General features: G+C 52.6%; 19 protein-coding genes and 1 riboswitch. Of the genes, 11 read left to right on the forward strand and 8 right to left on the reverse strand.

Annotation, left to right across the window (positions count from 1 at the left end; translation table 11 throughout):
* Positions 1 to 36: 36 nt before the first annotated feature.
* The 3 genes from Kalk_RS09380 (at position 37) to Kalk_RS09390 (ending at position 6,505) form a co-directional block, all read left to right on the forward strand.
* A complete protein-coding gene (locus Kalk_RS09380) occupies positions 37 to 1,848 on the forward strand; it encodes a sensor domain-containing diguanylate cyclase (RefSeq protein ID WP_101893998.1) in 1,812 nt (603 codons plus the stop codon).
* Between the two features lie 127 nt (positions 1,849 to 1,975).
* Positions 1,976 to 4,915, forward strand: coding sequence for a 7TM diverse intracellular signaling domain-containing protein (locus tag Kalk_RS09385; protein WP_101893999.1), 2,940 nt, complete (start codon positions 1,976 to 1,978; stop codon positions 4,913 to 4,915).
* A 90-nt stretch (positions 4,916 to 5,005) separates the two neighbouring features.
* On the forward strand, positions 5,006 to 6,505 hold the full coding sequence (locus Kalk_RS09390) for a YifB family Mg chelatase-like AAA ATPase (RefSeq protein WP_101894000.1): 1,500 nt from the start codon (positions 5,006 to 5,008) through the stop codon (positions 6,503 to 6,505).
* On the opposite strand, the gene Kalk_RS09395 is transcribed toward Kalk_RS09390, so the two are convergent.
* Complete coding sequence (locus tag Kalk_RS09395) at positions 6,481 to 7,842, reverse strand: sensor histidine kinase (protein ID WP_101894001.1); 1,362 nt, start codon at positions 7,840 to 7,842, stop codon at positions 6,481 to 6,483. The two genes, Kalk_RS09390 and Kalk_RS09395, sit on opposite strands and share 25 nt — an antisense overlap.
* Before the next feature lie 214 nt (positions 7,843 to 8,056).
* Here Kalk_RS09395 and Kalk_RS09400 point away from each other — a divergent pair, with 214 nt between their 5' ends.
* The 6 genes from Kalk_RS09400 to Kalk_RS09425 all read left to right on the forward strand — a co-directional run bounded on the left by Kalk_RS09400 (position 8,057) and on the right by Kalk_RS09425 (position 12,886).
* Positions 8,057 to 9,241: a hypothetical protein gene (locus Kalk_RS09400; RefSeq protein ID WP_158643404.1), complete on the forward strand. Its 1,185-nt coding sequence runs from the start codon at positions 8,057 to 8,059 to the stop codon at positions 9,239 to 9,241.
* Complete coding sequence (locus Kalk_RS09405) at positions 9,241 to 9,681, forward strand: type 2 periplasmic-binding domain-containing protein (protein WP_101894003.1); 441 nt, start codon at positions 9,241 to 9,243, stop codon at positions 9,679 to 9,681. The genes Kalk_RS09400 and Kalk_RS09405 overlap by 1 nt, the downstream gene beginning before the upstream one ends.
* 118 nt (positions 9,682 to 9,799) lie before the next feature.
* Complete coding sequence (locus Kalk_RS09410) at positions 9,800 to 10,846, forward strand: DUF7064 domain-containing protein (RefSeq protein WP_101894004.1); 1,047 nt, start codon at positions 9,800 to 9,802, stop codon at positions 10,844 to 10,846.
* Positions 10,847 to 10,853: 7 nt separating this feature from the next.
* Positions 10,854 to 11,840, forward strand: a complete 987-nt coding sequence (locus Kalk_RS09415) for a phosphotransferase family protein (protein WP_101894005.1) — start codon at positions 10,854 to 10,856, stop codon at positions 11,838 to 11,840.
* Entirely contained in the window at positions 11,840 to 12,187 is a 348-nt protein-coding gene (locus tag Kalk_RS09420; protein WP_101894006.1) for a DUF6285 domain-containing protein, read from the forward strand. The genes Kalk_RS09415 and Kalk_RS09420 overlap by 1 nt, the downstream gene beginning before the upstream one ends.
* 75 nt (positions 12,188 to 12,262) lie before the next feature.
* Positions 12,263 to 12,886 carry a TetR/AcrR family transcriptional regulator gene (locus Kalk_RS09425; protein WP_101894007.1) on the forward strand — a complete coding sequence of 208 codons (624 nt, stop codon included), beginning with the start codon at positions 12,263 to 12,265 and terminating at the stop codon, positions 12,884 to 12,886.
* A gap of 3 nt (positions 12,887 to 12,889) precedes the next feature.
* Here the strand turns inward: Kalk_RS09425 and Kalk_RS09430 are convergent, their stop codons facing one another.
* Together Kalk_RS09430 and Kalk_RS09435 are read right to left on the reverse strand one after the other, a co-directional pair.
* Positions 12,890 to 14,539: an OmpP1/FadL family transporter gene (locus Kalk_RS09430; RefSeq protein WP_101894008.1), complete on the reverse strand. Its 1,650-nt coding sequence runs from the start codon at positions 14,537 to 14,539 to the stop codon at positions 12,890 to 12,892.
* A gap of 173 nt (positions 14,540 to 14,712) precedes the next feature.
* The gene (locus Kalk_RS09435; RefSeq protein ID WP_101894009.1) at positions 14,713 to 16,554 is read right to left on the reverse strand and encodes a TonB-dependent receptor domain-containing protein; all 1,842 of its coding nucleotides are present in this window, start codon (positions 16,552 to 16,554) and stop codon (positions 14,713 to 14,715) included.
* Positions 16,555 to 16,741: 187 nt separating this feature from the next.
* A riboswitch (cobalamin riboswitch) is annotated at positions 16,742 to 16,947 on the reverse strand.
* Positions 16,948 to 17,017: 70 nt separating this feature from the next.
* Between Kalk_RS09435 and Kalk_RS09440 the strand changes: the two genes are divergently transcribed.
* Entirely contained in the window at positions 17,018 to 17,275 is a 258-nt protein-coding gene (locus Kalk_RS09440; RefSeq protein WP_101894010.1) for a hypothetical protein, read from the forward strand.
* 21 nt (positions 17,276 to 17,296) lie between these two features.
* Here Kalk_RS09440 and cmoB read toward each other — a convergent pair whose 3' ends face one another.
* From cmoB to Kalk_RS09465, 5 genes are all read right to left on the reverse strand, one after another.
* Positions 17,297 to 18,262 (reverse strand): tRNA 5-methoxyuridine(34)/uridine 5-oxyacetic acid(34) synthase CmoB, encoded by a 966-nt coding sequence (gene cmoB, locus Kalk_RS09445; protein ID WP_101894011.1) that lies wholly within the window; start codon positions 18,260 to 18,262, stop codon positions 17,297 to 17,299.
* Between the two features lie 17 nt (positions 18,263 to 18,279).
* Complete coding sequence (gene cmoA / locus Kalk_RS09450; RefSeq protein ID WP_101894012.1) at positions 18,280 to 19,017, reverse strand: carboxy-S-adenosyl-L-methionine synthase CmoA; 738 nt, start codon at positions 19,015 to 19,017, stop codon at positions 18,280 to 18,282.
* A 79-nt stretch (positions 19,018 to 19,096) separates the two neighbouring features.
* Positions 19,097 to 19,786 carry a hypothetical protein gene (locus Kalk_RS09455; protein WP_101894013.1) on the reverse strand — a complete coding sequence of 230 codons (690 nt, stop codon included), beginning with the start codon at positions 19,784 to 19,786 and terminating at the stop codon, positions 19,097 to 19,099.
* 30 nt (positions 19,787 to 19,816) lie between these two features.
* On the reverse strand, positions 19,817 to 21,019 hold the full coding sequence (locus Kalk_RS09460; protein ID WP_101894014.1) for an acyl-CoA dehydrogenase family protein: 1,203 nt from the start codon (positions 21,017 to 21,019) through the stop codon (positions 19,817 to 19,819).
* Positions 21,020 to 21,060: 41 nt separating this feature from the next.
* Positions 21,061 to 21,831, reverse strand: coding sequence for an SDR family NAD(P)-dependent oxidoreductase (locus Kalk_RS09465; protein WP_101896268.1), 771 nt, complete (start codon positions 21,829 to 21,831; stop codon positions 21,061 to 21,063).
* Positions 21,832 to 22,038: 207 nt separating this feature from the next.
* On the opposite strand from Kalk_RS09465, the gene rep reads away from it, so the two are divergent.
* Positions 22,039 to 24,045 carry a DNA helicase Rep gene (rep, locus tag Kalk_RS09470; protein ID WP_101896269.1) on the forward strand — a complete coding sequence of 669 codons (2,007 nt, stop codon included), beginning with the start codon at positions 22,039 to 22,041 and terminating at the stop codon, positions 24,043 to 24,045.
* Positions 24,046 to 24,052: the final 7 nt, after the last annotated feature.

Genomic DNA, 24,052 nt, shown 5'->3' on the forward strand with positions numbered 1-24,052 from the left:
AGGCAGTGTATTACATAAAACAACTGGATTGCTGCCTTGCACCTAAGATTACCCACATCGATATGGAGCCTGCTGGTCTGGCTACTTTGTCTGCTCACCGGTTCCGCGCTGGCAGCGCCTTATGAGACCTCGGTCGCACTGGGCCGAATCCAACTGGACAAAGGCGTTCTGTATTTGGAAGACGTCAGCACCAAGCTGACACTGGATGAAGTGCGCCAACGCCAGGACTGGAAAACCAGCAACAGCAGCACATTCTCGCAAGGCTACAACTCATCGGCATGGTGGCTGAAGCTGACCGTTCACAATCGAGAGCAGCGAGAAAACTGGTTATTGGAAGTATCCTACCCGGTGCTGGACCACATCGATATTTATGTGCTGCAGGAAGACGGCCTTCAACAATTTCTGCTTGGAGACAAGCAGCCATTTTGGTCTCGCCCGCTTCAACATCACAACTTCCTGGCTCCACTGAAACTGCCTGAAAATACAAGCGCCGAGATCTACCTGCGGGTACAATCCACAAGCTCCGTGCAAGTACCCATGACCCTGTGGGATGAACAATCGTTTCACACCATGCAAATTGCCCCCACCATCATGCACGGGATCTACTACGGCGGCTTACTGATTATTGCACTCTACAATCTGCTGATTTATTTCGTTCTGGGGGAGCGCGCTTATCTTTATTACGTAAGCTATATCGTCAGCCTGGCGCTTTTTGTCAGCGGCCTGCATGGCTGGAGCTTCATGTTTCTATGGCCTAATGCAACGCAGTGGAATGATCAATCTGTTTTGGTGTTCCTCGCCTGTTGCATTCTTTTCGCAGTATTGTTCACCCGCCGCTTTCTGGCCAGTGAAAAACCATTTCAAACCTGGGCAAGCCTGTTGTTTTATGTCTTCATCGCCATTTGCACAGGCGCCATAGTCGCCGCCTTTCTAACCAGCTATGCCCATGTGATTTCGGTATTGGTGCCACTGGCGGTGGCCGCTTGCCTGCTCGGCCTCACCGTTGGCATTGTGGCGTGCTTTGAAAAACGTGCGTCAGCTCCATACTACACCCTGGCCTGGACCATGTTATTTATGGGCGGCATTGTTATTGCCTTTAACAAAGCCAATATATTGCCCTCCAACCTTTTCACAGAATATGCGTTATTGATTGGCTCATTGCTGGAAGTATTATTGCTGTCATTTGCGTTGGCTGAACGCATCAACCAAGAGCGCTCCTTACGGATCCAAGCGCAAAGCATCGCGCTGGACACTCAAAAACAAGCCAATGATGCACTGGAACAACGCGTGGCAGAACGCACACGAGAACTGGAGTATGCCAACAAAAAACTGCAGGAACAGAGCGATACGGATCAATTAACCGGGCTTAAGAACCGTCGTTACCTGAATCAGTTTCTGGAAAGTGAATTCGCCCGTTCCAATCGCTATCAACACAGCATCGCCATCCTGATGATTGATATAGACCACTTCAAATCCGTGAATGACAACTATGGCCACCTGGCCGGTGATCTGTGTTTGAAAACAGTGGCTGAACAAATCAGTCAGTGTAACCGCGAACCCACCGATCTGGTTGCGCGTTATGGTGGCGAGGAGTTCTGCTTTGTATTACCGGAAACCACCGCCACAGGAGCACAGGTGGTGGCAGAGCGTATTCTGCGACAGATAGAAAACACCGCCGTAACGCTCAAATCCGGCTCACTCAGAGTCACCTGCAGTATCGGCTTCTACGCATCAATTCCTACCTCGGCAAAAGAAGTGAACACCTTCATTGATCGTGCCGATGCAGCTCTGTATCACTCCAAACAAAACGGCCGGAATTGCCTAACCAACTTCACCGACATCGCCTGAAAAAAATCATCTCTCACACTTTTCAATCACTTAGGCTGATTGTTCGACAAATTCAAAGTGTGACGTGGTCAGCACTTTGTTCATGATCTATATTTAGCTTAATTATTAATCAGCAAAGACCCCCTAAATGATTTTTGCTTGCCCCCAAGCCTCTTCGCGACATGGTGTACGATGGCTGCATACTCTGCTGCTTGTACTCTGGATGGCACCTGCTGTTACCTGGGGGCAATCAGCTATCGAGTTAAGCACCGCGTTTCGCCATCAAAACATCGGCCTGCACTCCCTTCATTACCTGGACAAAAAAGGCGAGCTGGATGTCACCGATATCCGCAACCTAAAAGACGAATACTGGCAAACCCCTGCCGCAGAAACACCATCTTATGGCTTTGGTTCAGACGTGCTCTGGATCAAGTTTGTCGTTCACAACGCTTCGCCAAAAGATATGGAGTTGGTGTTGAATCTGGCGTATGCCGCGTTGGACGAAGTCGATGTATTCGTTGAAAGTTACGGCAAATTTACTAATTACTATCGTACCGGGGACAAGTTTCCTTTCGCCTATCGGCCGATTAATATTCATCAGTTCGCCTTTCCCTTTGTTGCCTTCGAAGGCGAACAGCGCACCGTTTACCTGCGCATACAAACACAGGGCACGCTGCAAGCCCCCATTAGTTTGTGGAAACGTAATCATTACTTTGAAGATCAGCAACCATTATGGGCTGCGGAAAGCATCTATTATGGCGTGATGATCGTAATGATCATTTATAACCTGTTTATCTTCAGCATCGTTCGCCATTCCAGTTACCTGCTGTACGCAGTAACGGCGTTCAGTAGTTTTACATTTAACTCTGCCATTCAGGGCGTTGGGTTTCAGTACCTGTGGCCCTCGATACCCTGGGTCAACGAATGGGCAATCCCCGCCAGCATAGCGCTGTTTGGATGCGCCAGTATGTTATTTGCGATCTCGCTTCTGGATATTAAAGCCAGAGCGCCGCGCCTGTATTGGGCCAAAGTCCTTTTCTTTGTGATCTGGCTTAGCATGCTGGTGTCGAGTCCGCTTATACCGTACTCAAACTCCATAACTTTAACATCATCGTTTGGTGTGATAAGTGCGCTGCTCAGCGTGTATACCGGCTTCTACATGTTATACCGGGGCCAAAGAGTAGCGCGCTACTACTGCCTGGCTTTCACCTGCCTGATATCGTCCTGGATGATAACCGCGCTGTCTAAATTCGGCGTCATTCCAAGCACCCCCTGGATCGAGCACGCCATTCAGATTGGATCTGCACTGGAAGTCATTCTGCTTTCCTTCGCCCTGGCCGATCGCATCAACATGGAACGCATCGGCAAGGAAGTAGCTCAGAAACAAGCGCTGGAAAGCGAGCGCAGAGCCGCACAGGAACAGGCTCGCTATCTGGAGTTGAAACTAAACTCCGAGATCGAGGAGATGCAAGCAAAAGAGAAAGTGATTCGAGCTGAAGAAACCAGCAAAGCCAAAAGCGAGTTCCTGGCCACCATGAGCCATGAAATCCGCACCCCCATGAACGGGGTATTAGGCATGGCCGCATTGCTGCAGGACGCGGATCTTGCACCGGCTCACCGCCACTATGTGGATGTGATTACCAGCTCTGGCAAAGCCCTGCTCAACATCATTAATGATATTCTGGATTACTCCAAAATTGAGGCAGGTAAACTCGATATTGAAAACGTCGATTTCGATCTGGATCAGCTGTGCTTGGAATGTGCATCGGTGTTTTCTGTCACCGCAGAAGAGAAAGGGCTTGAACTTTTGTGCTCACTGGCACCCAGCACTCCGAACTTTATAAAAAGCGACCCGACCCGCCTGCGCCAGATCATACTCAACCTGATGGGCAATGCATTTAAATTCACCAATAGCGGCCGAGTCAGTCTAAGGGTTAGCGAGATCCGCGAAAAACGTCATGGCAAACAGCACAGCCTGCGTTTCGAGATAACCGATACCGGTATTGGTATCAACGAGGAAAACCAGAAGAGATTATTTGAAGCCTTCGCTCAGGCTGACAGCAGCGTTACCCGGCAGTATGGCGGCACGGGCTTGGGCCTCAGTATTTCCCGAAAGCTGGCGAGCTTGATGGGTGGGGAAATCGGCGTGACCAGCGAGGAAGGTGTTGGCAGTTGCTTCTGGTTTACTATCGATTGTGAATTGGCCGAAGCCTCTTTCACCCGTGAGAACATTGTTTCCCTTACCTCACTCAAGGGCAAGAAAATACTGATCGTGGACGACTCGCCGGATTTTGCCAAAGTCATCAAAGAACAGACCGAATCCTGGGGTATGCGGCCAGCCGTTGCCTATTACGGTGAGAAAGCCATACAGATGATGCGTGCAGCCAATGAGGCTGGTGATCCGTTCGAATTGGTCACGCTGGACATGAATATGCCAGGCATGACGGGTATAGAGTGCTCCAACCTGATCAAGGAAGCCGCTGACATTCCGAACTGTCAGCGCATATTGCTTACCGCCATGCGCAACACCCCAGCCAAAGAAGAACTGAAAGCCAGTGGTATTGCGCTGGCCATGCAAAAGCCCGCGTCGGTTCGGGCCCTGCGCCAGGCGATCATGGGGTTAATACAAGGCAATCGCAACGAACTGAAAAAGGCAGAGCCTGATTCATTCCAGCCCTTGAGCGATAAACGGGTTCTGGTGGTCGAGGACAATACGGTAAACCAGATGGTGGTGTGCGGTATGCTGAAAAAACTGGGCATGGCCACCACGATCGCTAACAATGGCGATGAAGCCGTGAACTTGTATCAAATCCGACACAGTGAGTATGATCTGATTTTGATGGACTGCGAAATGCCTGTCATGGATGGCTACGAAGCTACCCGTAAAATGCGCGCCTTTGAAATAGAGCACCACCTAAAGGCCAAACCGATTATCGCACTGACCGCCCACGCACTGCCTGAACATGCCGCTAAGGCCTCAAAGTCTGGCATGAACAGTCACATCGCCAAACCGGTGGACTTCACCACACTGCAAGAAAAACTGATGGAACATCTGCTTAACGCCCACTCCGAACAAGCCCGCGGCTAACGTCTTTTTCGACTTCTTTTCCCCTGCCACTGTCTATATACGGATAGAACTGACTAAACATGTAGGTTTCCATCTGGAAAGGAGTCCATTGTGGCATTGGCAATTGTAAACACACGCGCCCGCGTGGGCATGAACGCACCTCTGGTCACCGTGGAAGTACATCTTTCCAACGGTCTGCCTGCATTCAACATTGTTGGATTACCCGATGCCGCCGTACGTGAGAGCAAAGAACGGGTGCGCAGCGCCATCCTGAATTCAGAGTTTGATTTCCCTCAGCGACGTATCACCATCAACCTGGCCCCTGCGGATCTACCTAAAGATGGCGGGCGCTTTGATCTGCCCATCGCCATTGGCATTCTGGCGGCCTCCGAACAAATTCCAGCGGGCGCTCTGGAGCATTTAGAGTTCGTGGGTGAACTGGCTCTGTCTGGTGAGCTGAGGCCAGTGGAGGGTGTGCTTACCGCCGCCATCGCCACCTGCGATGCCCAGCGCAGCTTGTTTGTTCCCCAGGCCAATGCCGAGGAGGCCGCGGTTCCCCGTAACAGTCGAGTGTTTGCCTGTGGCCATTTACTGCAGGTGTGTGGGCAACTGAAGCAACCCACCTCTGGTGAGGCCTATCAACCCACACTACTGCCTGACACCGCGCAACTGGATGAATATCCCGATCTGGCCGATGTTAAAGGGCAACATCAAGCCAAGCGAGCGTTGGAAGTGGCTGCGGCCGGAAAACATAACCTGCTGATGATGGGGCCACCCGGTGCAGGCAAGTCCATGCTGGCAGCACGCCTGCCGGGCATCCTCCCTCCTATGACCGACCAGGAGATGATTGAAACCGCTGCCATCCATTCCGTATCCCAGATCAACCAGCGCCCACTGTTCCAGCGCCCGATTCGCGCACCCCATCACACAGCGTCGGGAGTCGCTCTGGCAGGCGGTGGCAGCAACCCCAAACCTGGCGAGATCTCACTGGCTCATAACGGTATTCTATTTTTGGATGAGCTGCCGGAGTTCCCCCGCAAAGTGCTGGAGGTATTGCGAGAGCCATTGGAAACCGGTGAAATCGCGATCTCCCGCGCTGCACAACAAGTCACTTACCCCGCCAATTTCCAACTGATTGCCGCCCTCAACCCCTGCCCATGCGGACACCCGGAGCAACCGCCAGAAGGCTGCAACAACCCTCAACTGTGCTGCAATAAATATCAAAGCAAACTATCCGGCCCGCTGCTGGATCGCATCGACATGCACGTGCGAGTGGATGCCATGCCCATCAGCGAATTGCAAAAACAAAATGGCGGAGAACCCAGCGCCAGTGTTCGGGATCGAGTCACCTGCGCTCGTCGGATACAGCTGCAACGGCAGGGCTGCGCTAATCACGATCTGACCTCCAAGCAACTGGAGCAGGTGTGTAAGCTTAACGAGAAGGATACTTTGTTTTTGCAACAGGCAGTGGAACGGCTGGGGCTATCTGCACGCGGTTACCATCGAATATTGAAAGTGGCGCGTACCTTGGCCGATCTTGAGCAAGCGGAGCATATCAGCAAGCGCAATCTTACGGAGGCTTTGTCTTACCGGGCATTGTTCTCTGTGTAAGGCAGCTCAACAGGAAAACAGAAATCCGCGGTTACACCGCCCTGCGGGCCATTTTGCAGGCTGAGGCTGCCACCCAGCAGATTGGCCACCCCCATGCAGGTGGCAAGGCCGATGCCCATACCCTGATGACGGCGGGAAAAAGAGCCATCCAGCTGATTAAACGGTTGCTGCAACCGAGCCAGGTGTTGCAACGGAATACCGGGGCCGGTATCTTCAACACGCACTCTAACCATAGATTGATCAGCTCGATCGCAGTCAACCTCAACCCTCAGTTGCACCCCGCCGCGCTCCGTGAACTTCAATCCGTTACTGATCAGCTGCCGAATCACATACAACACACGCACCTCATCCCCCAGCAGAGGCTGGTGCATTATGTCTCCTGTGATGCAGTCAAAGGCCAGGCCTCGCTCTGCAAAGCCCTGACGAAACCCCCGCTGCAATTCTGCCAATCCATTTTGCAGCGTAAACGGCTTTCGTATTGGCTGAGCTTTGCCCGCAGCAATTTCGCTGTACTGCAGCACGGCCTCAATGGTATTCATCATATTATCGGCCGACGATTGGGCTATATCTAACCACTCTCTCTGATCATCAGTCAGCGCCATATCCTGAAGCATACTGTGTGCGCCCACTACTCCGTTCATGGGCGTGCACAACTCATGACTGATTGTTGCTAAAAACTCATCCTTGAGACGGTCACTTTCGTTTATATCGGCCAACACCCGACGCGAAACCAGATACGCCAACCCCAACAACAGTGCAATCACCAACGCCCCAAGAAAGGCGGCCCACACATTGGCTCTGTCGGCTGCCTGCCTGGTTTCAACCAACAAGGCCTGATACAGCGCTTGTCTTTGCGATAACAAGTCATCCAGATCTGCCATCGCAGCATCAAATTCCTGCAACGAGCCTTCCATCGCCGCCTGATAGACCGGTATCTGTTCAGGGTCATGCAACAAGGTGGAAGCCAGGCGGGTGCTGGTTTGCAGATAGATAGACACACTGTCAAAAACCGGCTGGACTTGTGTCTGCAGTTGTTTGCGTTGTTGAATCGAGGTTATTCGTTGCAGAATGTCTGCACCCAATTGCATGCTTTCTTGCAACAACAGTTGATCCCCCAACCCCACTGCCGCTGCAAAGCCTTCCCGCACGGATACCAGATCCTGCCTTAGCGCCCTTATATCTTCGATAAGCGGGTAATGATGTTGCTGAAGCTCATCCAAACGATTGGCATTAGCGACGGTCAAAAACAGATTGAGCACCAAGTACAATACCAACGCCAAACCGCCAATTAAGGCAATGAGCATAATCTGCAAGCGAACTTTGTCGTTTCTATTCATGAGATCAAGGTAAAAATAACGTTATAATTATTCGTCCGTTGCTGAGAACGTCTGTTTTCCAACAATTGAGCGTGGTCTGCATTTTATACTGATATAAACAGAGCAAATGTAGTGAATATTTATGATTATGTTACGCGGTATAAGTTAGCTTATGTTTCGATTCCGATGTCTAGCCTTTTTCAGCTTATTGTGGCCTATCTTAACCACTGCCGCCATGAGCAGCGAAGATTGGCAAGTATCTGGCTTTACATCGCTGGGCCTGGGCCGCATGCAGGAGCCCGGCCTGGAGTTTTTGGGCTACGATAACGAAAAGTGGCGCGCCAAGGGTGACAGCGTTTTAGGCTTGCAGCTAAATGCCGACATGGCAGAACGGCTGTCAATGACACTGCAAGTGGTCAGCCGGGGCTACAATCAGGATGACACCAACAGCTTTGAACCCGAACTGGATTGGTTGTTTTTAAGTTACCACCTGAACAGCGCCTGGCGAATTCGCATCGGCCGTATGCGCACACCACACTATCTGTACTCCGAAACTGTGGATGTGGGTTACTCCTATGTCTGGGCCCGCCCTCCCATCGACGTGTATTCCACCATCCTCTCAACTTTTAGCTATTTTGATGGCGCTGATATTCGCTATCTCACCCACAGCAACAATGTCGACATTGATCTGCAATTGTTCTCCGGCTATATGAAACGCTCCCGTGACAACCTTGAGATCAAAGTAGAGCCCATGATTGGCGGCAACATCAGCCTGCAGTGGGAGCAATGGAAGCTGCGTTATGGGCTCATTTACGATCGCACCGACATTCGGCTACAACCAACAGCAAACTTTGAAAGCAATCTGGAAGCAGTGATTGCATTCGATTCTAGCTATCAATCAGTGAAGGACGCGTTAAACGCCGATGACGCTTGGTATCGCTACCAAACATTGGGGCTGCACTGGGATGGAGAGCCTGTTGCCATCATCAGCGAAGTATTCGACATCAAAAACACCGATGACGGTTTTCAAAACGATGCCCATGGCTGGTACCTGTCTGCGCATATGCCACTGGGGAAGTTCACCCCCTACCTGGTACGGGGTGCTTTCACCAACGAATACAACCTGGATGCCTTCGCCACAGTAAACAACAGCCTGCAATCTTTCCCAACCGGGCAACCGGGCTACGAGGGCTTTGATGCCTTTCGTCTGCAAGCGCTCAATCGCCTGGAGCTGAACAACTACGATCAAAGCACCTGGACACTGGGCTTACGCTATGACTTGATGTCTAACGTAGCCCTGAAAGCCGAGTGGCAACGCTTCGATTTCCATAGCAATTCCAGCGGGCAGATTACACGGAACGCTCAAGATACTTCCAGCCATGCGGCACTCACAACGCTTATAATCGATGTGGTGTTTTAATGTCAGGAAGAGGCTTTTCCCGCGCTATCACATTATTAGCCAGCCTGCTGTTCATACCGTGGGCATGGGCTGATCTCGCCATCATTGTGCACCCGGACAACCCGCAGCAAAGTATCAGCAAGCACGAGTTGCGACTGATCTTTCTTGGCCGCATGCCGCTTTTTCCTACCAGCGGAGAGGAGATCATTGCTTTTGACTTACCCGAATCCGATTCCGGCTATGAAACCTTTTACCGTAATGTGGTTGAGCTGGAGGGCACCCGACTAAAACGCTATCGCGCTTATTACTTGTTCAGCGGCCGGGGTAAACTGCCACGACCAACGGATTCGAATGCAACCATTTTGCAGCAGGTGGCCGACAATGAACGGGCCATTGGTTACGTCGACAGCCGGTTAGTGAATGAGAAAGTAAAGGTCCTGCTGACTCTGCCAGAGCGCTAGTATCCCACCCCATTATTGAGCATGTGCTTAATTTATTTTATGCTCCCCCTTGCCATCGGATTTCCGAATAGGCAAACTGACCAATTAGTCACGCTTGTGGTATCAAAGGGGAATTCTTATGGACTTGGGCAAAAACGCCACGATCCGCTTACGGCCTGAAGACGAATACATGCATCCCATTGAGGCGGCGCATAATTTCAACGAAAGCATGTACATTAACCTGTTTGATCACCGGCAACGCTGCGGTGGTTGGTTTCGGGTGGGCAATCGCCCCAACGAAGGGTACGCTGAGATGTCATTCTGCTTCTACCTGCCCAATGGCAAAGTGGCTTTCATGTTCCAGCGCCCCCAAATCCAGAACAATGATGCTCTGGATGCCGGTGGCATGGCATTCAACATCTTAGAACCCCTGAAATCCCTGCGCCTCACCTACTCGGGGGAGGCTGTTCTGCTGGATAACCCCCAGCAGATGGACAACCCTAAAGCGGCCTTTACCAACAACCCCAAAGTCAGCGCCAGTGCAGAGATCACCTTTACCGGCTTTACCCCGGTTTATGGCGGTGAGGCTCTGGATGAGAACGGTAACCCCATTGAAGAAGATCCGGACGAATCGTTCGCCCGCGCGCACTACGAACAACACATGCGCGGCATCGGTACGGTCACCATCGGCGAGGAACGTTTCGAACTCAGCGGGCTGGGCCTGCGGGATCACTCCTGGGGCCCGCGCTACTGGCAGAATCTGTACTGGTATCGCTGGCTGCCCATGGTGTTCAGCGAGCAACTGGCCATTAATATCTCCATCGTACAAATGGCCAGTGGTCGCCAGCACATCTGGGGCATGGTGTATGACTCACGCGACGGCGGGCCTGCCGAGTACGATCTGATCGAAAGCGCAGAACTCAGCTCAGTTCTGGACGCACATCATCAGGCTCAGTCCCAGCAAGCCAGCATCTGCACCGTGAGCGGCCGCCGCTATCAGATTAAAGGTGAATCACTGTCTCTGATACCCCTGCGCAATCGCCGTCAGACCGACAGCGGAGAATGGCGCAACACCCGAATCACCGAAGCCATGTCACGCTTTGAATGCGACGGGCTGGTGGGCTATGGCATGTCGGAATACCTGGATCAGATGATTGATGGGAAACCCGTAGGCATTGCCTGTTGAGGCCGCTATGACCCCGGACATCGTGCAACAAGCGCTGCAGCCCATCGTAACCCGAACCCTGGGCAAGCAGTGGAACATCACCCAATGTCGCCGCCTTACAGCCGGAGCCTCCGCCGCCACCTGGCTGATCGAAACCAACGTTGAGGATCTGATTCTACGGTTGGAGTCAGGTGCCGAGCAGTTTGGCACCGGCGTCGGTAAAACGGTGGAAGCAAAAACCCAACAGGCAGCAGGCAAAGCCGGTGCTCCTGTGGCACAGGTTTACCATATTCTGGAAGCGCACCCGCAGCTGGGCAACGGCTACCTGATGGCCAAGCTGACCGGAGAATCACTGGCACCCAAAATATTAAAAGATCCCCAGCTGGAATCAGCTCGCCTGCGGCTCACCGCCCAATGCGCTCAAGCACTGGCGACTATTCATAGTGTCCCCGCCGCACAAACGGCGTTTTTGCCACTGCAAGACGCAACCACACAGTTAAGCAGTTTGAAATCAATCCATGAAGGTTTTGGCGAAACCTTGCCGGTGTTCACCCTGGCGCTGCGCTGGCTGCAGGACAACATTCCACACTGCCCCAACACGGCATTGGTACACGGCGATTTTCGTCTGGGCAATTTTCTGGTAAATGAAAACGGCCTCAACGGCATTCTGGATTGGGAGCTGACTCATCTGGGTGACCCCATGGAAGATTTGGGCTGGCTTTGTGTGCGTGCCTGGCGCTTCAGCCGCCCCGATCTGGCAGTGGGTGGCTTTGGCCATCGCTCAGAATTGTTCGCCGCCTACGAAGCAGCCAGCGGTGTTACCATCAACCCTGACAGCGTCCGCTACTGGGAGCTGTTCGGCACCCTCAAATGGGGTGTCATCTGCCAATATCAGGCCTACAGCTTTCTCAACGGCCAGGTGCGCTCGGTCGAACGCGCTGCCATCGGCCGCCGAGTCGCAGAAACCGAATACGACATGATGCAATTGTTGCACGACATTGTGGAGGGACGCTGATGCCACTGAACCGCCCCAATAAAATCGAACTGCTTGAAGCCGTTAGAGAATATCTGCAACAGACCCCAGAAGACCCCAAGGTTGATCAATTTTTTCGACGGGTCGCGAGCAATGTATTGGCCATCGTGCAGCGGGAAGAGCACCTGCACGATCAATATATTCAGCAGGAAATCATCGCCCTGCAAGCATGCCTGCAAAGTACTGAAACGAATTTATCGACACTGAACCAACAACTGGCGCACGCCATCGAAAGTGGGGATCTGGCAATCACGCCCGCACTCACTCACAAGCTGCTTGAATTAGCCCAAGCCAAACTGAATATAGACAACCCAAAATACAAAGGTTAAACCCAGGCCCTTGTGCGTGCTACCATAAAGCCTACAACCCACCCACGCCAAATCGCACCCGATACGGATCAAGCCATGGGACGCACACCGGGCAGGCCCGCTGCCAATGCCAACACCCTTTCACGGGATGCGCTACTGGAACATGCCTTCGAGGAGTTCTCCAGCAAGAGCTTCAATGACGTTTCCCTGCGGGCACTGGCTAAAAAACTGAACGTCAGCGATTCGCTTTTCAATCATCATTTCGGCTCCAAGAACAAGCTCTGGAACGAAGTGGTGGACACGATTATTGAACGTGAATTCCGCCTGCTGATTTCAGAGCTGGAACTGGATATCGCATTGGACAATCCGCTTTCCATGCTGCGCAATTATATTGTGGTGATGCTGGAAGTCGCCAAGCGCAAACCGGCCATGTTCAAACTGATTTTCAGTGGCCTGAATGATGATCACGAGCGCGCCCACTACCTGCGGGACAAGTACATCAAACCCTATCTTAAAACCGTCGATAAAGCGCTTAACCTGTGCATTGAGCGCAGTGAGATCCGTAATGTCAGCAATGTTACTCTGCACACCCTGATCTTAGGCTCCGTTGATATGCTTATTCGCCCTGAGTTTGCCCTGCAAGGTGTCGACGACACCAACAATCAGGGCATTCAGGTTGACGCGCTGGTGGATGTCATCATGCACGGACTGATACCGTAATGTTTAGAAGCTAGCGGTGTAACTCAACTCCAGTAGATACGCGGTGGCCTCGCTCGAGAACTCGGTACCCGCGTAGGGATTATAAATAAAGTTATTGAAGTGATCAGAACTGTTGGCATTGGTGCTGCCTCCGGCAGGCACATGGGCGCTGGCAGTCATATAACCCATACCCACCTCCAACACCTGACTGCCCTGCAACAACCACTCGAAACCCAATGTGTAAAGCTTGGCATCACCCAACGGCAATAACACATCCTGCTTGTCATTAGGAATCGAGGATTTACGCGGCTCATAACCTGCGCGTAAAGCCAGCCGATCACTGTAACGATACTCCACGCCAAAAGCCCAGTTCCAAACGCTCTCATAGTGACGCGGAATCGTCAGCTCGGTTAATTCGGAATAAGGCGACACCAACGTGGCCAACTTGGTAAAATCCAGCGGCTGATCAAACTCGACTTTCAAACCATCCCAGGCGGCCCAATCGGTCCACTTGGCATCAATATTCAACTGCCATCGAGAAGTGAGCTGCAGCGCAACGCCGGTGGCAAAATGGGCAGGCGTAATAATCTCCAGCTTTGCATCCCCATATTCAATACCGCGACCATGGGGCGAATCCGCCTGCCCGGTGGGAAACGCAATGAGCGTATTGATCGCTGAATACAAACCGGAGTTATAAATGCCATCAAAGAAATTCACCCATTCCTCGTTGTATTCCAAACGATAGTAGCCATCCAGATCCGCAGCACTTTCAAATTGATAAACCATGCCCCAAGTGAGCCAATCCGTAACCTCCCACAACATACCCACATTGAAATTGGGCACCACGGCCGTTTCTGCATCGAACTCCAGGCTGGTCACATCGGTGAAAGGCCCAAGCCTGGCACCACCGGGGTCCTGTCCGCAGAAATTGATATAGGGATCAGGATCACCAGGGGCCGGACACACCCCCTGATTCTGCAAATCACGGGTCAGGTTCTCACCGAACGCCAACGCCATGTTCGGCACCCGAATTTGAGTCTGGGCGGTTACCCCCTGCCAGGAGAACCCGAGCGAAGCCCCTACGGATAAACGATCAGTCAGTTCAACAGCAAAAGACGGAGAAAAGTACGTGATCTTCGCCAGGGACATGTGCTGCCCCATAAACCGGGCCGGGTCATCTTCATCGCGAATGTAGCCCGCTGCCATGGGCGCATAAACTGCCGTGGCATAAGTCACATCCGTCCCCACCGGGTTATAGGAAGCGCCCCCCAACGGCAGAATCAAAACCGGCAGCGGCCACTCGGTGATGCCCTCGGTAAAAGGAATCCGCAAGCCGATGGTGGAGGTCTCGCTGGTGTTATAGGCCGCTTCATCCACATAACCATTGTTGTCGATGATCGCCTGAGTGGTCTCGTCGTAACCGCCGAATTCAACCGAAAACCCCATGGACGCCGCCAGCACTTTGAGATTGAGCTGACGCCCCTTCAAACGAGTCAGGCCTGCCGGGTTGTAATGGATCGAGTCCACGCCAGGTGGGTCGGCTGTCACCGCGTTGCCCAACGCTAGCGCCTTGGCGTTGCCCATGGTGAGGTTTTCAACCAGTGCCGCCTGGGTGACAGAGTAAGCAGCCAGACACGCCAGTCCGGCGAATGTTCGAAATAATCCCTGTTTCATAGAACCTGCGCTTGTGTGGTTATTTATTGTTTTTAATTAAGCACATGCTCAGTTTATGGGGATTGAATGAGGAGGACAGGTCGGAACGGGCCAAAATGACTTGCTGGTCACGATCGCAATCAAAAAGAGCCGGAATATACCGGCTCTTCATCTTTCGGAGAAATCAGATTGGGTTATCTGGGGCTGTAATCCACATAGAACATAGCAAACAACCCTTCTGAATTGTAATTCGTGATCTCTATGTAGTCTTTGTCCAACAGATTATCGATACGGGTGCGAATGGTCCACTCATCGGTGACATCAAATGAACCACGTAATGCCAATAGGCCATAGCCTGGCAAACGTTCACCTGCATTGTCATATTGCTTGCCTTGAACATACCAGGAAAATCCGAGCGACCATTTGTCGGTCGATTTGTCCACCTCCAGAGATCCAACCTGACGAGGAGTTAACTGTAAGTCATTATTCGTGAGCTCGTTAATTGGACGCTGATAAGTCAACGCTACCCCAATATCCAGATCCAATAGGCGTGTACCGTACTGAAACTCCGCGCCTTTAATGCTTACCTGATTAATGTTTTCAGGGCCGTATATGGCGGGGTTGTAGGCAATCAGATCATCCGCTTTGGTATGGTACACATGAAACGATGCCATTGCAGAATCAAAGAAAGTATCCACACCCAATTCAACTGTTCTGGAGTTTTCAGGCTTCAAATTCGGATTGCCATAACCGGGATAGTACAAATCATTATTGGAAGGCGCCTTAAACGCCTCACCATAGGTTAGTGACATTTTAGTGTCTTCACTAAACCGAAAGGCGACACCGCCATCACCGGTCAGTTCGCTGCCAAACACCTCATCATCATCGTGCCTCACGCCGCCTTCCAAAGTGAACACGCCAAGGGTAGAGCTTGCGTTCAGATAACCGGAGAACCGGTCTCGATCAGTGCGATCGTAATCAGCGTACCCCAGGTCGTAACTGGCATCTTCAACGTCGTAATCAACGCCAAAGCTCACTCGATTGGAATCATCAACTTGATAGGTATTTTCCCAGCTCGCCTGATCTCTGATCACCTTGCCATGACCATAGTTATACACATTAAACGGGTCATCGCTGATGTATTCTTCGTTGAAGCGGCCGTATTGCAACTTACTGATCAAGTGGTCTAAGTTGAGTTCAGCGCCGACGGTTGCAAGTAAAGAATCAGACTCAGTGGATGGATAACCGTAATAACCATCCCAATCAAGGGCAGATTCATTTCGCACCAACGAAACAAAACCATCGATTTGGTCAGAAAAACTGGCTACGCCCTTGTACGAAAGGTTCGACTTGCGATATCCATCGTCATCATAGTCAATCCAATCCAGCCCCATATAGTGGTCATCTGAATACTGATTATCGAAGCCATCGGATTCTACGTGAGACAAGGAAAGGCTATAGGTTGAACTATCGGTAGAACCCGTGGCCGTCACTGAGCCTTCGCGGGTGTTATCACTGCCGTAACCCGCACTATAACGTACACCATCTTTTTTCCCTGAGCGGGTAAATATCTGGATGACACCCCCCAAAGCTGCTGAGCCATACAAGCTGGATTTGGGGCCCCGTACGATTTCAATACGCTCAATCTGGTCAACCGGAATTTGCTGAATATCCACGTCACCGCTGGTGCCGCTCTCGATACGCACACCGTCCACCAAGACCAGCGTTCCAGAAGCACCCATTCCGCGCAGGCTCACACTGCTGTTGGCACCACGACCACCACGCCGACGCACATTTACGCCAGGAACCGTCTTTAAAACCTGATACAGGTTTCTAGCCTGAGTACGTTGAATATCTTCTTCCGTAATTACGGTGGTGGAGGCCAACGTATCTTTTAACGCAACCGGGGCGCGTGATGCAGTCACCACCACCTCATCCCCCATCATGGGCGTATAGGCCGCCATCTGAAGGTTTTCTTCTGCATAGGAATGTGAAACAACAACACCGAAACCGGCAACGAACAATCGCAACTTCATGCAATACCCCTAAATGTAAAAAACAAAGGACAACGTGAGTCCCGAAGGGCTGCAATCAGCACAAAAAGGTAAGCACAACAGAGCCTATCCGCCTTCGGAAACCACACTGGGTATCGTCACCGTGACGGTATACGCACCAATAAAAACCCGTTACTGGTAGGTGACGAGCACGCATCACTGCACAGGCAGTTTGATCCGTGTGATGGCAGGTCTCCTGGCTTGCGTGTCATCGCGTTTTTCGGCCTTCCCAGTTTCCCAGTGGCCGTGGGTGAAAAACGCTCTTCGCTTACAGTTGCGGGGACAGCCGCGGACTCCACATCCCGAGTTATATCGGGGTAGTTTCACCGCGTTCCCATTTAATCCTTCGCAGGAACCATCGGCGGCCTAGTCTAGGGATTGCGACGCATTAGTCAAGGAATTCAGTGCTAAACTGATTAGCAGCAATCCACTTTTGAGGTGAATTATGGGCCGCCCCACGAAACAAGAACTGACCGAAGCACTGGCCGAAGCAGCACGTATGCGGGAACAAGGACAAGACCCAAACCACATAGCCAAGTCATTGTTAAATCACGATTATCGTCTGAAACTGCTGGAACAACTGTACGATCAGGTGGAGCATTATCTGCGCTCAGGTCAGAGCAGCACAGAACACAGCAAACTCACCCGGCTGATGGAAAAGGTCCGCAGCGAAGAGCGCCACCCAGGGCTGGACTCGCACTAGGCTTTGCATCATTACAGCGATTTAGGCCTCTGCCAGAATGATCGCCCGCCGCGGCCCCGGATAACCTTCGATGGTGCGCTGGGGGTCGGAGGGGTCCAGAAAGTCTGGCAGGGATTGAAAGGTCATCCAGTCCGTTGAGCGCTGTTCTTGCACGCTGGTGGCGGTCACATCCACACAGCGCACGTTCTTGAAGCGAACCTTCTGCAGCCACTGAATCAAGGTCGGCACCGAAGGCAAAAACCACACATTACCCATCCGAGCGTAACGCCCGTCGGGCACCAGCACCTGGCCCTGCTCTGCCTCGATAATCAAGGTTTCCAGCACCAGCTGCCCACCGGGGCGCAGTAGATCCCGTAACTCGATCAAATGATCGAAAGGGGAGCGGCGGTGGTACAGCACCCCCATAGAAAACACGGTATCAAAAGCACGCATTTCCGCCGGCAGATGCTCTATACCCAACGGCAAATGGTATACCGGCTGGGGCCCGGTGAAATGCTCGATGGCACGAAACTGCATCTGAAACAACAAAGAAGGGTCGACACCGATGGTCATGGCAGCACCCGCCCCCAGCATACGCCACAGGTGGTAACCACTGCCGCAGCCGATATCCAACACAGTGCGCCCGTGCAAGGGGTCAATATGGGGTGCTAGCCGATCCCATTTCCAGTCCGAGCGCCACTCTGTATCGACATGAACACCGCAAAGCTCGAAAGGCCCCTTACGCCAGGGGTGCAGGCCTCGCAGACATTGCTCAATTTGCTGGCGGACAGACGCATCACAATCATCGACCTGCCCGACTCGCACGGCGGACGCATCAAAGGCCATGGATGACACCGCCACTTGGGGCAGCCCGTTCAGCGCCTGCTGCCACCGCTCATAGTCACCGTGCTTGTCGGGCTCAACTGCTGCCAGCATTCGGCTTAGATGATCAGCAAAAGGGGCCAGTCCGGTTTGGGAGATATGCTTAAAAAATCGTGAATAATCCATGAATTAACTACATCAGGCTATTTAATGGCGATGAATGAGGCAAAGTTAAAGCACTGAAACCAGCAATATACCTGCTGAAAACCCGCCCTTTGCAGACGCTGAATGTGATCCTGCGCCGATTCAGGTATCAACACATTTTCAATGGCCTGCCGCTTCTGGCTGATTTCCAGATCGCTGTAGCCGTTAAGGCGTTTGAACTCGTGATGCCAATCGGTAAAACACTCTTGCTGTACTGCCGCAGGCAAGCGAACTTTCTCGGATAAAATCAAGCCGCCACCGGGGTTCATGCCGCAGTACAGACGCGCCAGCAAATCTTCGCGCTGGTCTAACGGCACAAACTGCAGGGTGTAGTTCAAGGCAATAAGCGAGGCATTTTCGATGGGGGTGGACTGAATGTCCTCGCAGCGCAGTTGCACCGGGCTGGGGGACAGATCCGATGCGATATTGCTGCGACAACGCTCAATCATGGGCTCGGCATTATCCACAGCTACGATGGTAACATCCGGCTGCTGAATATGTCGGCGCAACGCCAAGGTGGCAGCGCCTTGGGAACAACCCAGATCGTAAACACGGGAGCCTTGCGTGACCAGCTTACTGGCAAAGACTCCCAGCATGGCGATGACCGTTTCATAACCCGGCACCGAACGCCGAATCATATCCGGAAACACGCTGGCCACCTGCTCATCAAAGGCAAAGTCCACCAGATGAGGCTGGGGTTTGGCAAACAGGGTGTCTTGGGAGGGTTTATCACTCATGGTAGGCTTCGATACCGGTATCACCTGGGCAGAATGGGTGCATTCTAGCCCGAGGCAACACCAATGCCAAACCGCTTAATCAGCGCTCGGCGGTGACGATCAGGGTCTCGAAGTAGTTGGCCAAATGCAGCATCTGCTCGTCATCGAGCTTTTTGAACACTTTATTGACCACGCCATGTCCAGCAGCCTGACAGGTAGCGATCGCGCCATCGGCAATTTTACGCACCACAAAACCGTGCTTGAGCAAGCCAATGGCGCGTTTCATAAGGCCTTCCAGCAACAGATCCACCGTCAGTGACATCAGCTCGGACAGCTCATCCCGATTGCCCGCCACATCACCGGCCTGGATACCACCAACTACTCGCTTCATGCGGTCGTAAGTCGCTTTATCCATCTCGCAACCGGTGCCAGCCTTGCCGTTGTCTGCCTGCTGGGGCCGAATGTAGATTTCATCCACAAAGCTTATCATCGGATCCAGCTCCTGGTTGCTGCGCTTTTTAAGCAGGTGAGGCATCAACATCTTGGAGGTTTTACCGATCACATCAGCGGTGGAGTGCACCACCTTGGTGGACATATTGCTAAGGCCGATTGCATCCACGGTTCCCACCAGAAAGGCATGCAGCATTTCCGGTATGAAATAATCCATGGTGCTTTCCATCAAAGGAACGTGGCTTTCTTTCACGCCCCGCGCGCGACGATCCAGCAGTTCAATCGCTGCGCCTTCCAGCTCCTTGGAGGAGGCAAACGCCAGGTAATATTTAGTTGGCATGGTGTCTAATCCTGTTTCTTGTTTTGGTTCTTACAAACCCCATTTGAAGAAGTCATGCTTCTCGGACAGATAGTATTTTGACAATACCATCTTGTGGATCTCAGAAGCGCCATCCACCAAACGTGCCTGTCGGGCGTAGCGGTAGATCCACTCGATTATCGTGTCCTTAGAATAGCCACGGGCACCACACAATTGAATGGCGGTATCGGCAGCCTTGTGCAGCGTATCGGCCACTTGAATTTTGGCAATGGATATTTCCTTGCGGGCAAAATCGCCCTGATCCAGTTTCCAGGCAGCATTCATCGTTAACAAGCGGCCAATATGGATCTCTTTGGCCACATCCCCCATCATCCACTGCACCCCTTCATGGCCAGACAGGGTGGTGCCGAAGCTCATGCGGTTCTCTACATAACCACCGGCAATTTCCATGCAGCGTTTGGCCAACCCCAGCCAGCGCATGCAGTGGGTCAGGCGCGCCGTACCCAGTCGGATCTGGGTCACCTTGAGGCCATCGCCTACTTCCAGCAGGCGGTTTTCATCGGGAATTTCCAGGCCGTCGAATCTCAGTTCACAGTGGCCACCGTGCTCTTCCGGCCCCATGATGGGGATGCGACGCACGATTTCCCAACCGGGCTGATCCTTATCGAACAGAAAAGCAGTGAGCCCCTTGCGCTCATCATCCGAAGTTTTGGCAACCAGGATAAACGTCTGCGCACCTTCGGCACCGGTAATAAACCATTTGCGACCATTCACAATCCACTTGTCGCCCACTTTTTCTGCGCGGGTGTAGGTGAGGCTGGGATCGGAACCGCAGCCGCCATCAGGCTCGGTCATGGCAAAAGCAGAACGCACCTTGCCATCTATGATGGGCTGCAACCAACGATCTTTCAGTGCGTCGGTTTTCAGGATTTTGTTGAGCACGATCATGTTGCCGTCGTCCGGTGGCGCACAGTTAAACGCCACTGGCCCAAAAGGCGAACGGGCGGCTTCTTCATACAGCGCAGCCATGCCCACAATGCCCAAATCACGGCCACCGCGCTCTTTCGGTAACTGAAACCCCCACAAACCCTGGGCTTTCGCCTTCTCACGCACGGCCGCCACCACACTTTCTTTCAGGTTTTCATGCGCATCAAAATTAGCCTTGTCGGATTCCAGTGGAATCACTTCTTTTTCAACAAAATCACGCACCTGCAAACGGGTGGTTTCAATCTCTTGCGGTAAAGTAAAATCCATAACGCCCTCTGTAAAAAATCAAAATAAAAAGTCGAACCAATTTAGAGCTTGCTGACCGCGTGCCCACCATCCACGGAGATAACGGAGCCGGTCATATATTTGGAGGCATCCGACGCGAGCAGCAACAGCGGCCCTAACAAATCGTCGATTTCCCCCAGTTGCTTTTGTGGAATACGCTGGATCATGCGCTTGCCACCATCGGTTTCAAAATAATCACGATTGATATCGGTGAGGATGTAACCGGGGCAGATGGCATTCACTCGAATACCGTAATCCGCCAACTCCAGCGCCATTGCCTTGGTCAACTGGATCAGACCCGCCTTGGACGCGCTGTAATGAGCCAGATAACTGGTAACCCGCAACCCCAGCACCGAGGCGATATTGATGATGGAGCCATGCTTGCCCTGCTCATTCATGCGCCGGGCACCCTCTTGCGCCACCAGAAACGCCCCCTTCAGGTTGGTATCCAATACCTTGTCCCATTCCTCTTCGGTGATGCCCAACACGGGGTTGCTAAGGCCGATGCCTGCGTTATTCACCACCACATCCACACAGCCAAAAGCGGCTTCCGCCTGGTTGTAGGCCTCCACGATGGAATGACGATCCGCCACATCCATGGTCACCGCCAAACAGCGGCCACCATCGCTCTCAATCTCTTCCTCCAACGCCAGCAAAGGGTCTCGACGCCGGGCCGCCACCACCAACTTGGCCCCCTGCCGGGCCAGCACTGGCGCAAACCGCTGCCCAAAGCCGCTGGAAGCACCGGTAACCAACACCACTTTGCCTGCAAGGCTGAAATTCACATCACTCATGGCTAAATCCTTATTTTTATAGCTGGAATCGGGTTTGAGCATACGGCAAAGCCCGATTCAAGCCAATTGACCGAGCGGACAGATTAGTATCCGAAACTGACAAGCTGCCCCCTCTGCAGCCATTCACCGCACGGGTAATCCTGTTCATACCCCATCGCCTGCGTGTAAAATGCGTGGCCCGGTGAGACCCCCATTTGAGTGCAGTCCGTGAGCCAGTTAAACCCCCGCCAATCAGAAGCAGTTCACTACATTGACGGCCCATTGCTGGTGCTGGCCGGTGCCGGCTCTGGTAAAACCAGTGTAATCACGCGCAAAATCGCCCATCTGATCCAAAAGTGCGAGATCCCTGCTCATCGTATCGTTGCGGTCACCTTCACCAATAAAGCCGCCCGCGAGATGAAAGAACGGGTCGGCCAACTGGTAAAAGGCAAACAGGCAAGAGGCCTGACCGTATCCACATTCCACAACCTGGGCCTCAACATTATCCGCAAAGAACACCAGCGCTTGGGGCTGAAAAACGGCTTTTCGATCTTTGACGATCAAGACAGCCGCACCCTGCTGACCGAGCTGCTGCACCGAGAGAGTGATGTGGGGGCCGACGAAGTGGACATCATCCGTCACAGCATCAGCAACTGGAAAAATGACCTGATATCCCCCTCCCAGGCTATTTCCCGCGCCAACGATGAAGACGAGGTGCGAGCGGCCCAGACCTACGCCCAATACGACCGCATGTTGCGCGCCTACAATGCTGTGGACTTTGATGACCTGATTCTGCTGCCCACCGTGCTGCTGCGGGACAACGAAGACGTACTGGAAAAATGGCGGAACCGTATTTACTACATGCTGGTGGACGAATATCAGGACACCAATATCTCTCAATATTTGTTGGTACGGTTACTGGTCGGCAACCGCGCCCGCTTTACCGTGGTAGGTGATGACGACCAATCCATCTACGCCTGGCGCGGTGCCCGCCCAGAGAACCTGGCCCAGTTGGCAGAGGATTATCCCGCGCTGAAAGTGATCAAGCTGGAACAGAACTATCGCTCCTCGGGCCGCATCCTGAAATGCGCCAACAAAGTCATCGCCAACAACCCCCACGTGTTTGAAAAACAACTGTGGAGCGAGCACGGTTACGGCGACCCTATCCGCATCATTCGCTGCCGCAGCGAGGATCACGAGGCAGAAAAAATCGCCAGTGAGATTCTCAATCAGCACCTGCAGAAAAAACGCCCGTTCAAGGATTTTGCGGTACTGTACCGGGGCAACCATCAGTCCCGCATCATCGAACTGAAACTGCAACAGTTTCAGGTACCCTATAAAGTCAGTGGTGGCAGCTCGTTCTTTTCCAAGGCAGAAATCAAAGACGTCATGGCCTACCTGCGCTTGATCATGAACAGCGACGACGACAATGCTTTTTTACGCATCGTCAACACACCACGGCGGGAGCTGGGCCCCACCACGTTGGAAAAACTGGGGCAGTACGCTCAAAATCGCGAACGCAGCCTGTTTTCGGTGTGCTGTGAAATGGGCTTGGCCGAAACGTTAAAAGCCAAACAGTATTCTATGCTGAAACGTTTTCACGACTGGATCGAAGAAACCCGCGAGAACATCCAGCGTGGCCATGCCGTGGGTGCCATCAAACAAATGATTCGCGACATCGACTACGAAAACTGGTTGGTGGAACAGTCCTCCAGCCCCAAGATGGCAGAAAAGCGCATGGAGAACGTATGGCAGCTCATCGCCTCCATCGAACGCATGCTGGAAAAGGCTGACGACGAAAACGATGTGGAATCCGTCATCGGCAAACTGATCCTGCTGGATATTCTGGAACAACAAAAAGAAGAAGACGATTCCGATCGGGTACAACTGATGACCCTGCACGCCTCCAAAGGATTGGAGTTTCCATACGTGTTTCTAATGGGCATGGAAGAGGAACTGCTGCCCCACCGCACCAGCATCGAAGAGGACAACATCGAAGAGGAGCGTCGCTTAATGTACGTGGGCATCACCCGCGCCAAGCGCGAACTCACCATGACCTATACCGCCAAGCGCAAACAGTATGGCGAGGAATTCGAACCCACCCCGAGCCGCTTTCTGGATGAAATGCCACAGGACGATCTGGCCTGGGAAGGTCGGGGCTTTCAAAAATCAAAAGAAGAGAAACAGGAAATCGGCAACGCTCATTTGGCCAATCTGAAAAATCTGTTTGATTGAATCTTCA

The organism is Ketobacter alkanivorans, assembly GCF_002863865.1.
Taxonomy (GTDB): Bacteria; Pseudomonadota; Gammaproteobacteria; order Pseudomonadales; family Ketobacteraceae; genus Ketobacter; species Ketobacter alkanivorans.

Excerpts from the sequence above, each read along its gene's own strand:
- Kalk_RS09385 (WP_101893999.1), top strand. The coding sequence starts at position 1,976 with ATGATTTTTGCTTGCCCCCAAGCCTCTTCGCGACATGGTGTACGATGG.
- Kalk_RS09395 (WP_101894001.1), bottom strand. The coding sequence starts at position 7,842 with ATGAATAGAAACGACAAAGTTCGCTTGCAGATTATGCTCATTGCCTTA.
- Kalk_RS09400 (WP_158643404.1), top strand. The coding sequence starts at position 8,057 with ATGAGCAGCGAAGATTGGCAAGTATCTGGCTTTACATCGCTGGGCCTG.
- Kalk_RS09405 (WP_101894003.1), top strand. The coding sequence starts at position 9,241 with ATGTCAGGAAGAGGCTTTTCCCGCGCTATCACATTATTAGCCAGCCTG.
- Kalk_RS09410 (WP_101894004.1), top strand. The coding sequence starts at position 9,800 with ATGGACTTGGGCAAAAACGCCACGATCCGCTTACGGCCTGAAGACGAA.
- Kalk_RS09415 (WP_101894005.1), top strand. The coding sequence starts at position 10,854 with ATGACCCCGGACATCGTGCAACAAGCGCTGCAGCCCATCGTAACCCGA.
- Kalk_RS09420 (WP_101894006.1), top strand. The coding sequence starts at position 11,840 with ATGCCACTGAACCGCCCCAATAAAATCGAACTGCTTGAAGCCGTTAGA.
- Kalk_RS09425 (WP_101894007.1), top strand. The coding sequence starts at position 12,263 with ATGGGACGCACACCGGGCAGGCCCGCTGCCAATGCCAACACCCTTTCA.
- Kalk_RS09430 (WP_101894008.1), bottom strand. The coding sequence starts at position 14,539 with ATGAAACAGGGATTATTTCGAACATTCGCCGGACTGGCGTGTCTGGCT.
- Kalk_RS09435 (WP_101894009.1), bottom strand. The coding sequence starts at position 16,554 with ATGAAGTTGCGATTGTTCGTTGCCGGTTTCGGTGTTGTTGTTTCACAT.
- Kalk_RS09440 (WP_101894010.1), top strand. The coding sequence starts at position 17,018 with ATGGGCCGCCCCACGAAACAAGAACTGACCGAAGCACTGGCCGAAGCA.
- cmoB (WP_101894011.1), bottom strand. The coding sequence starts at position 18,262 with ATGGATTATTCACGATTTTTTAAGCATATCTCCCAAACCGGACTGGCC.
- cmoA (WP_101894012.1), bottom strand. The coding sequence starts at position 19,017 with ATGAGTGATAAACCCTCCCAAGACACCCTGTTTGCCAAACCCCAGCCT.
- Kalk_RS09455 (WP_101894013.1), bottom strand. The coding sequence starts at position 19,786 with ATGCCAACTAAATATTACCTGGCGTTTGCCTCCTCCAAGGAGCTGGAA.
- Kalk_RS09460 (WP_101894014.1), bottom strand. The coding sequence starts at position 21,019 with ATGGATTTTACTTTACCGCAAGAGATTGAAACCACCCGTTTGCAGGTG.
- Kalk_RS09465 (WP_101896268.1), bottom strand. The coding sequence starts at position 21,831 with ATGAGTGATGTGAATTTCAGCCTTGCAGGCAAAGTGGTGTTGGTTACC.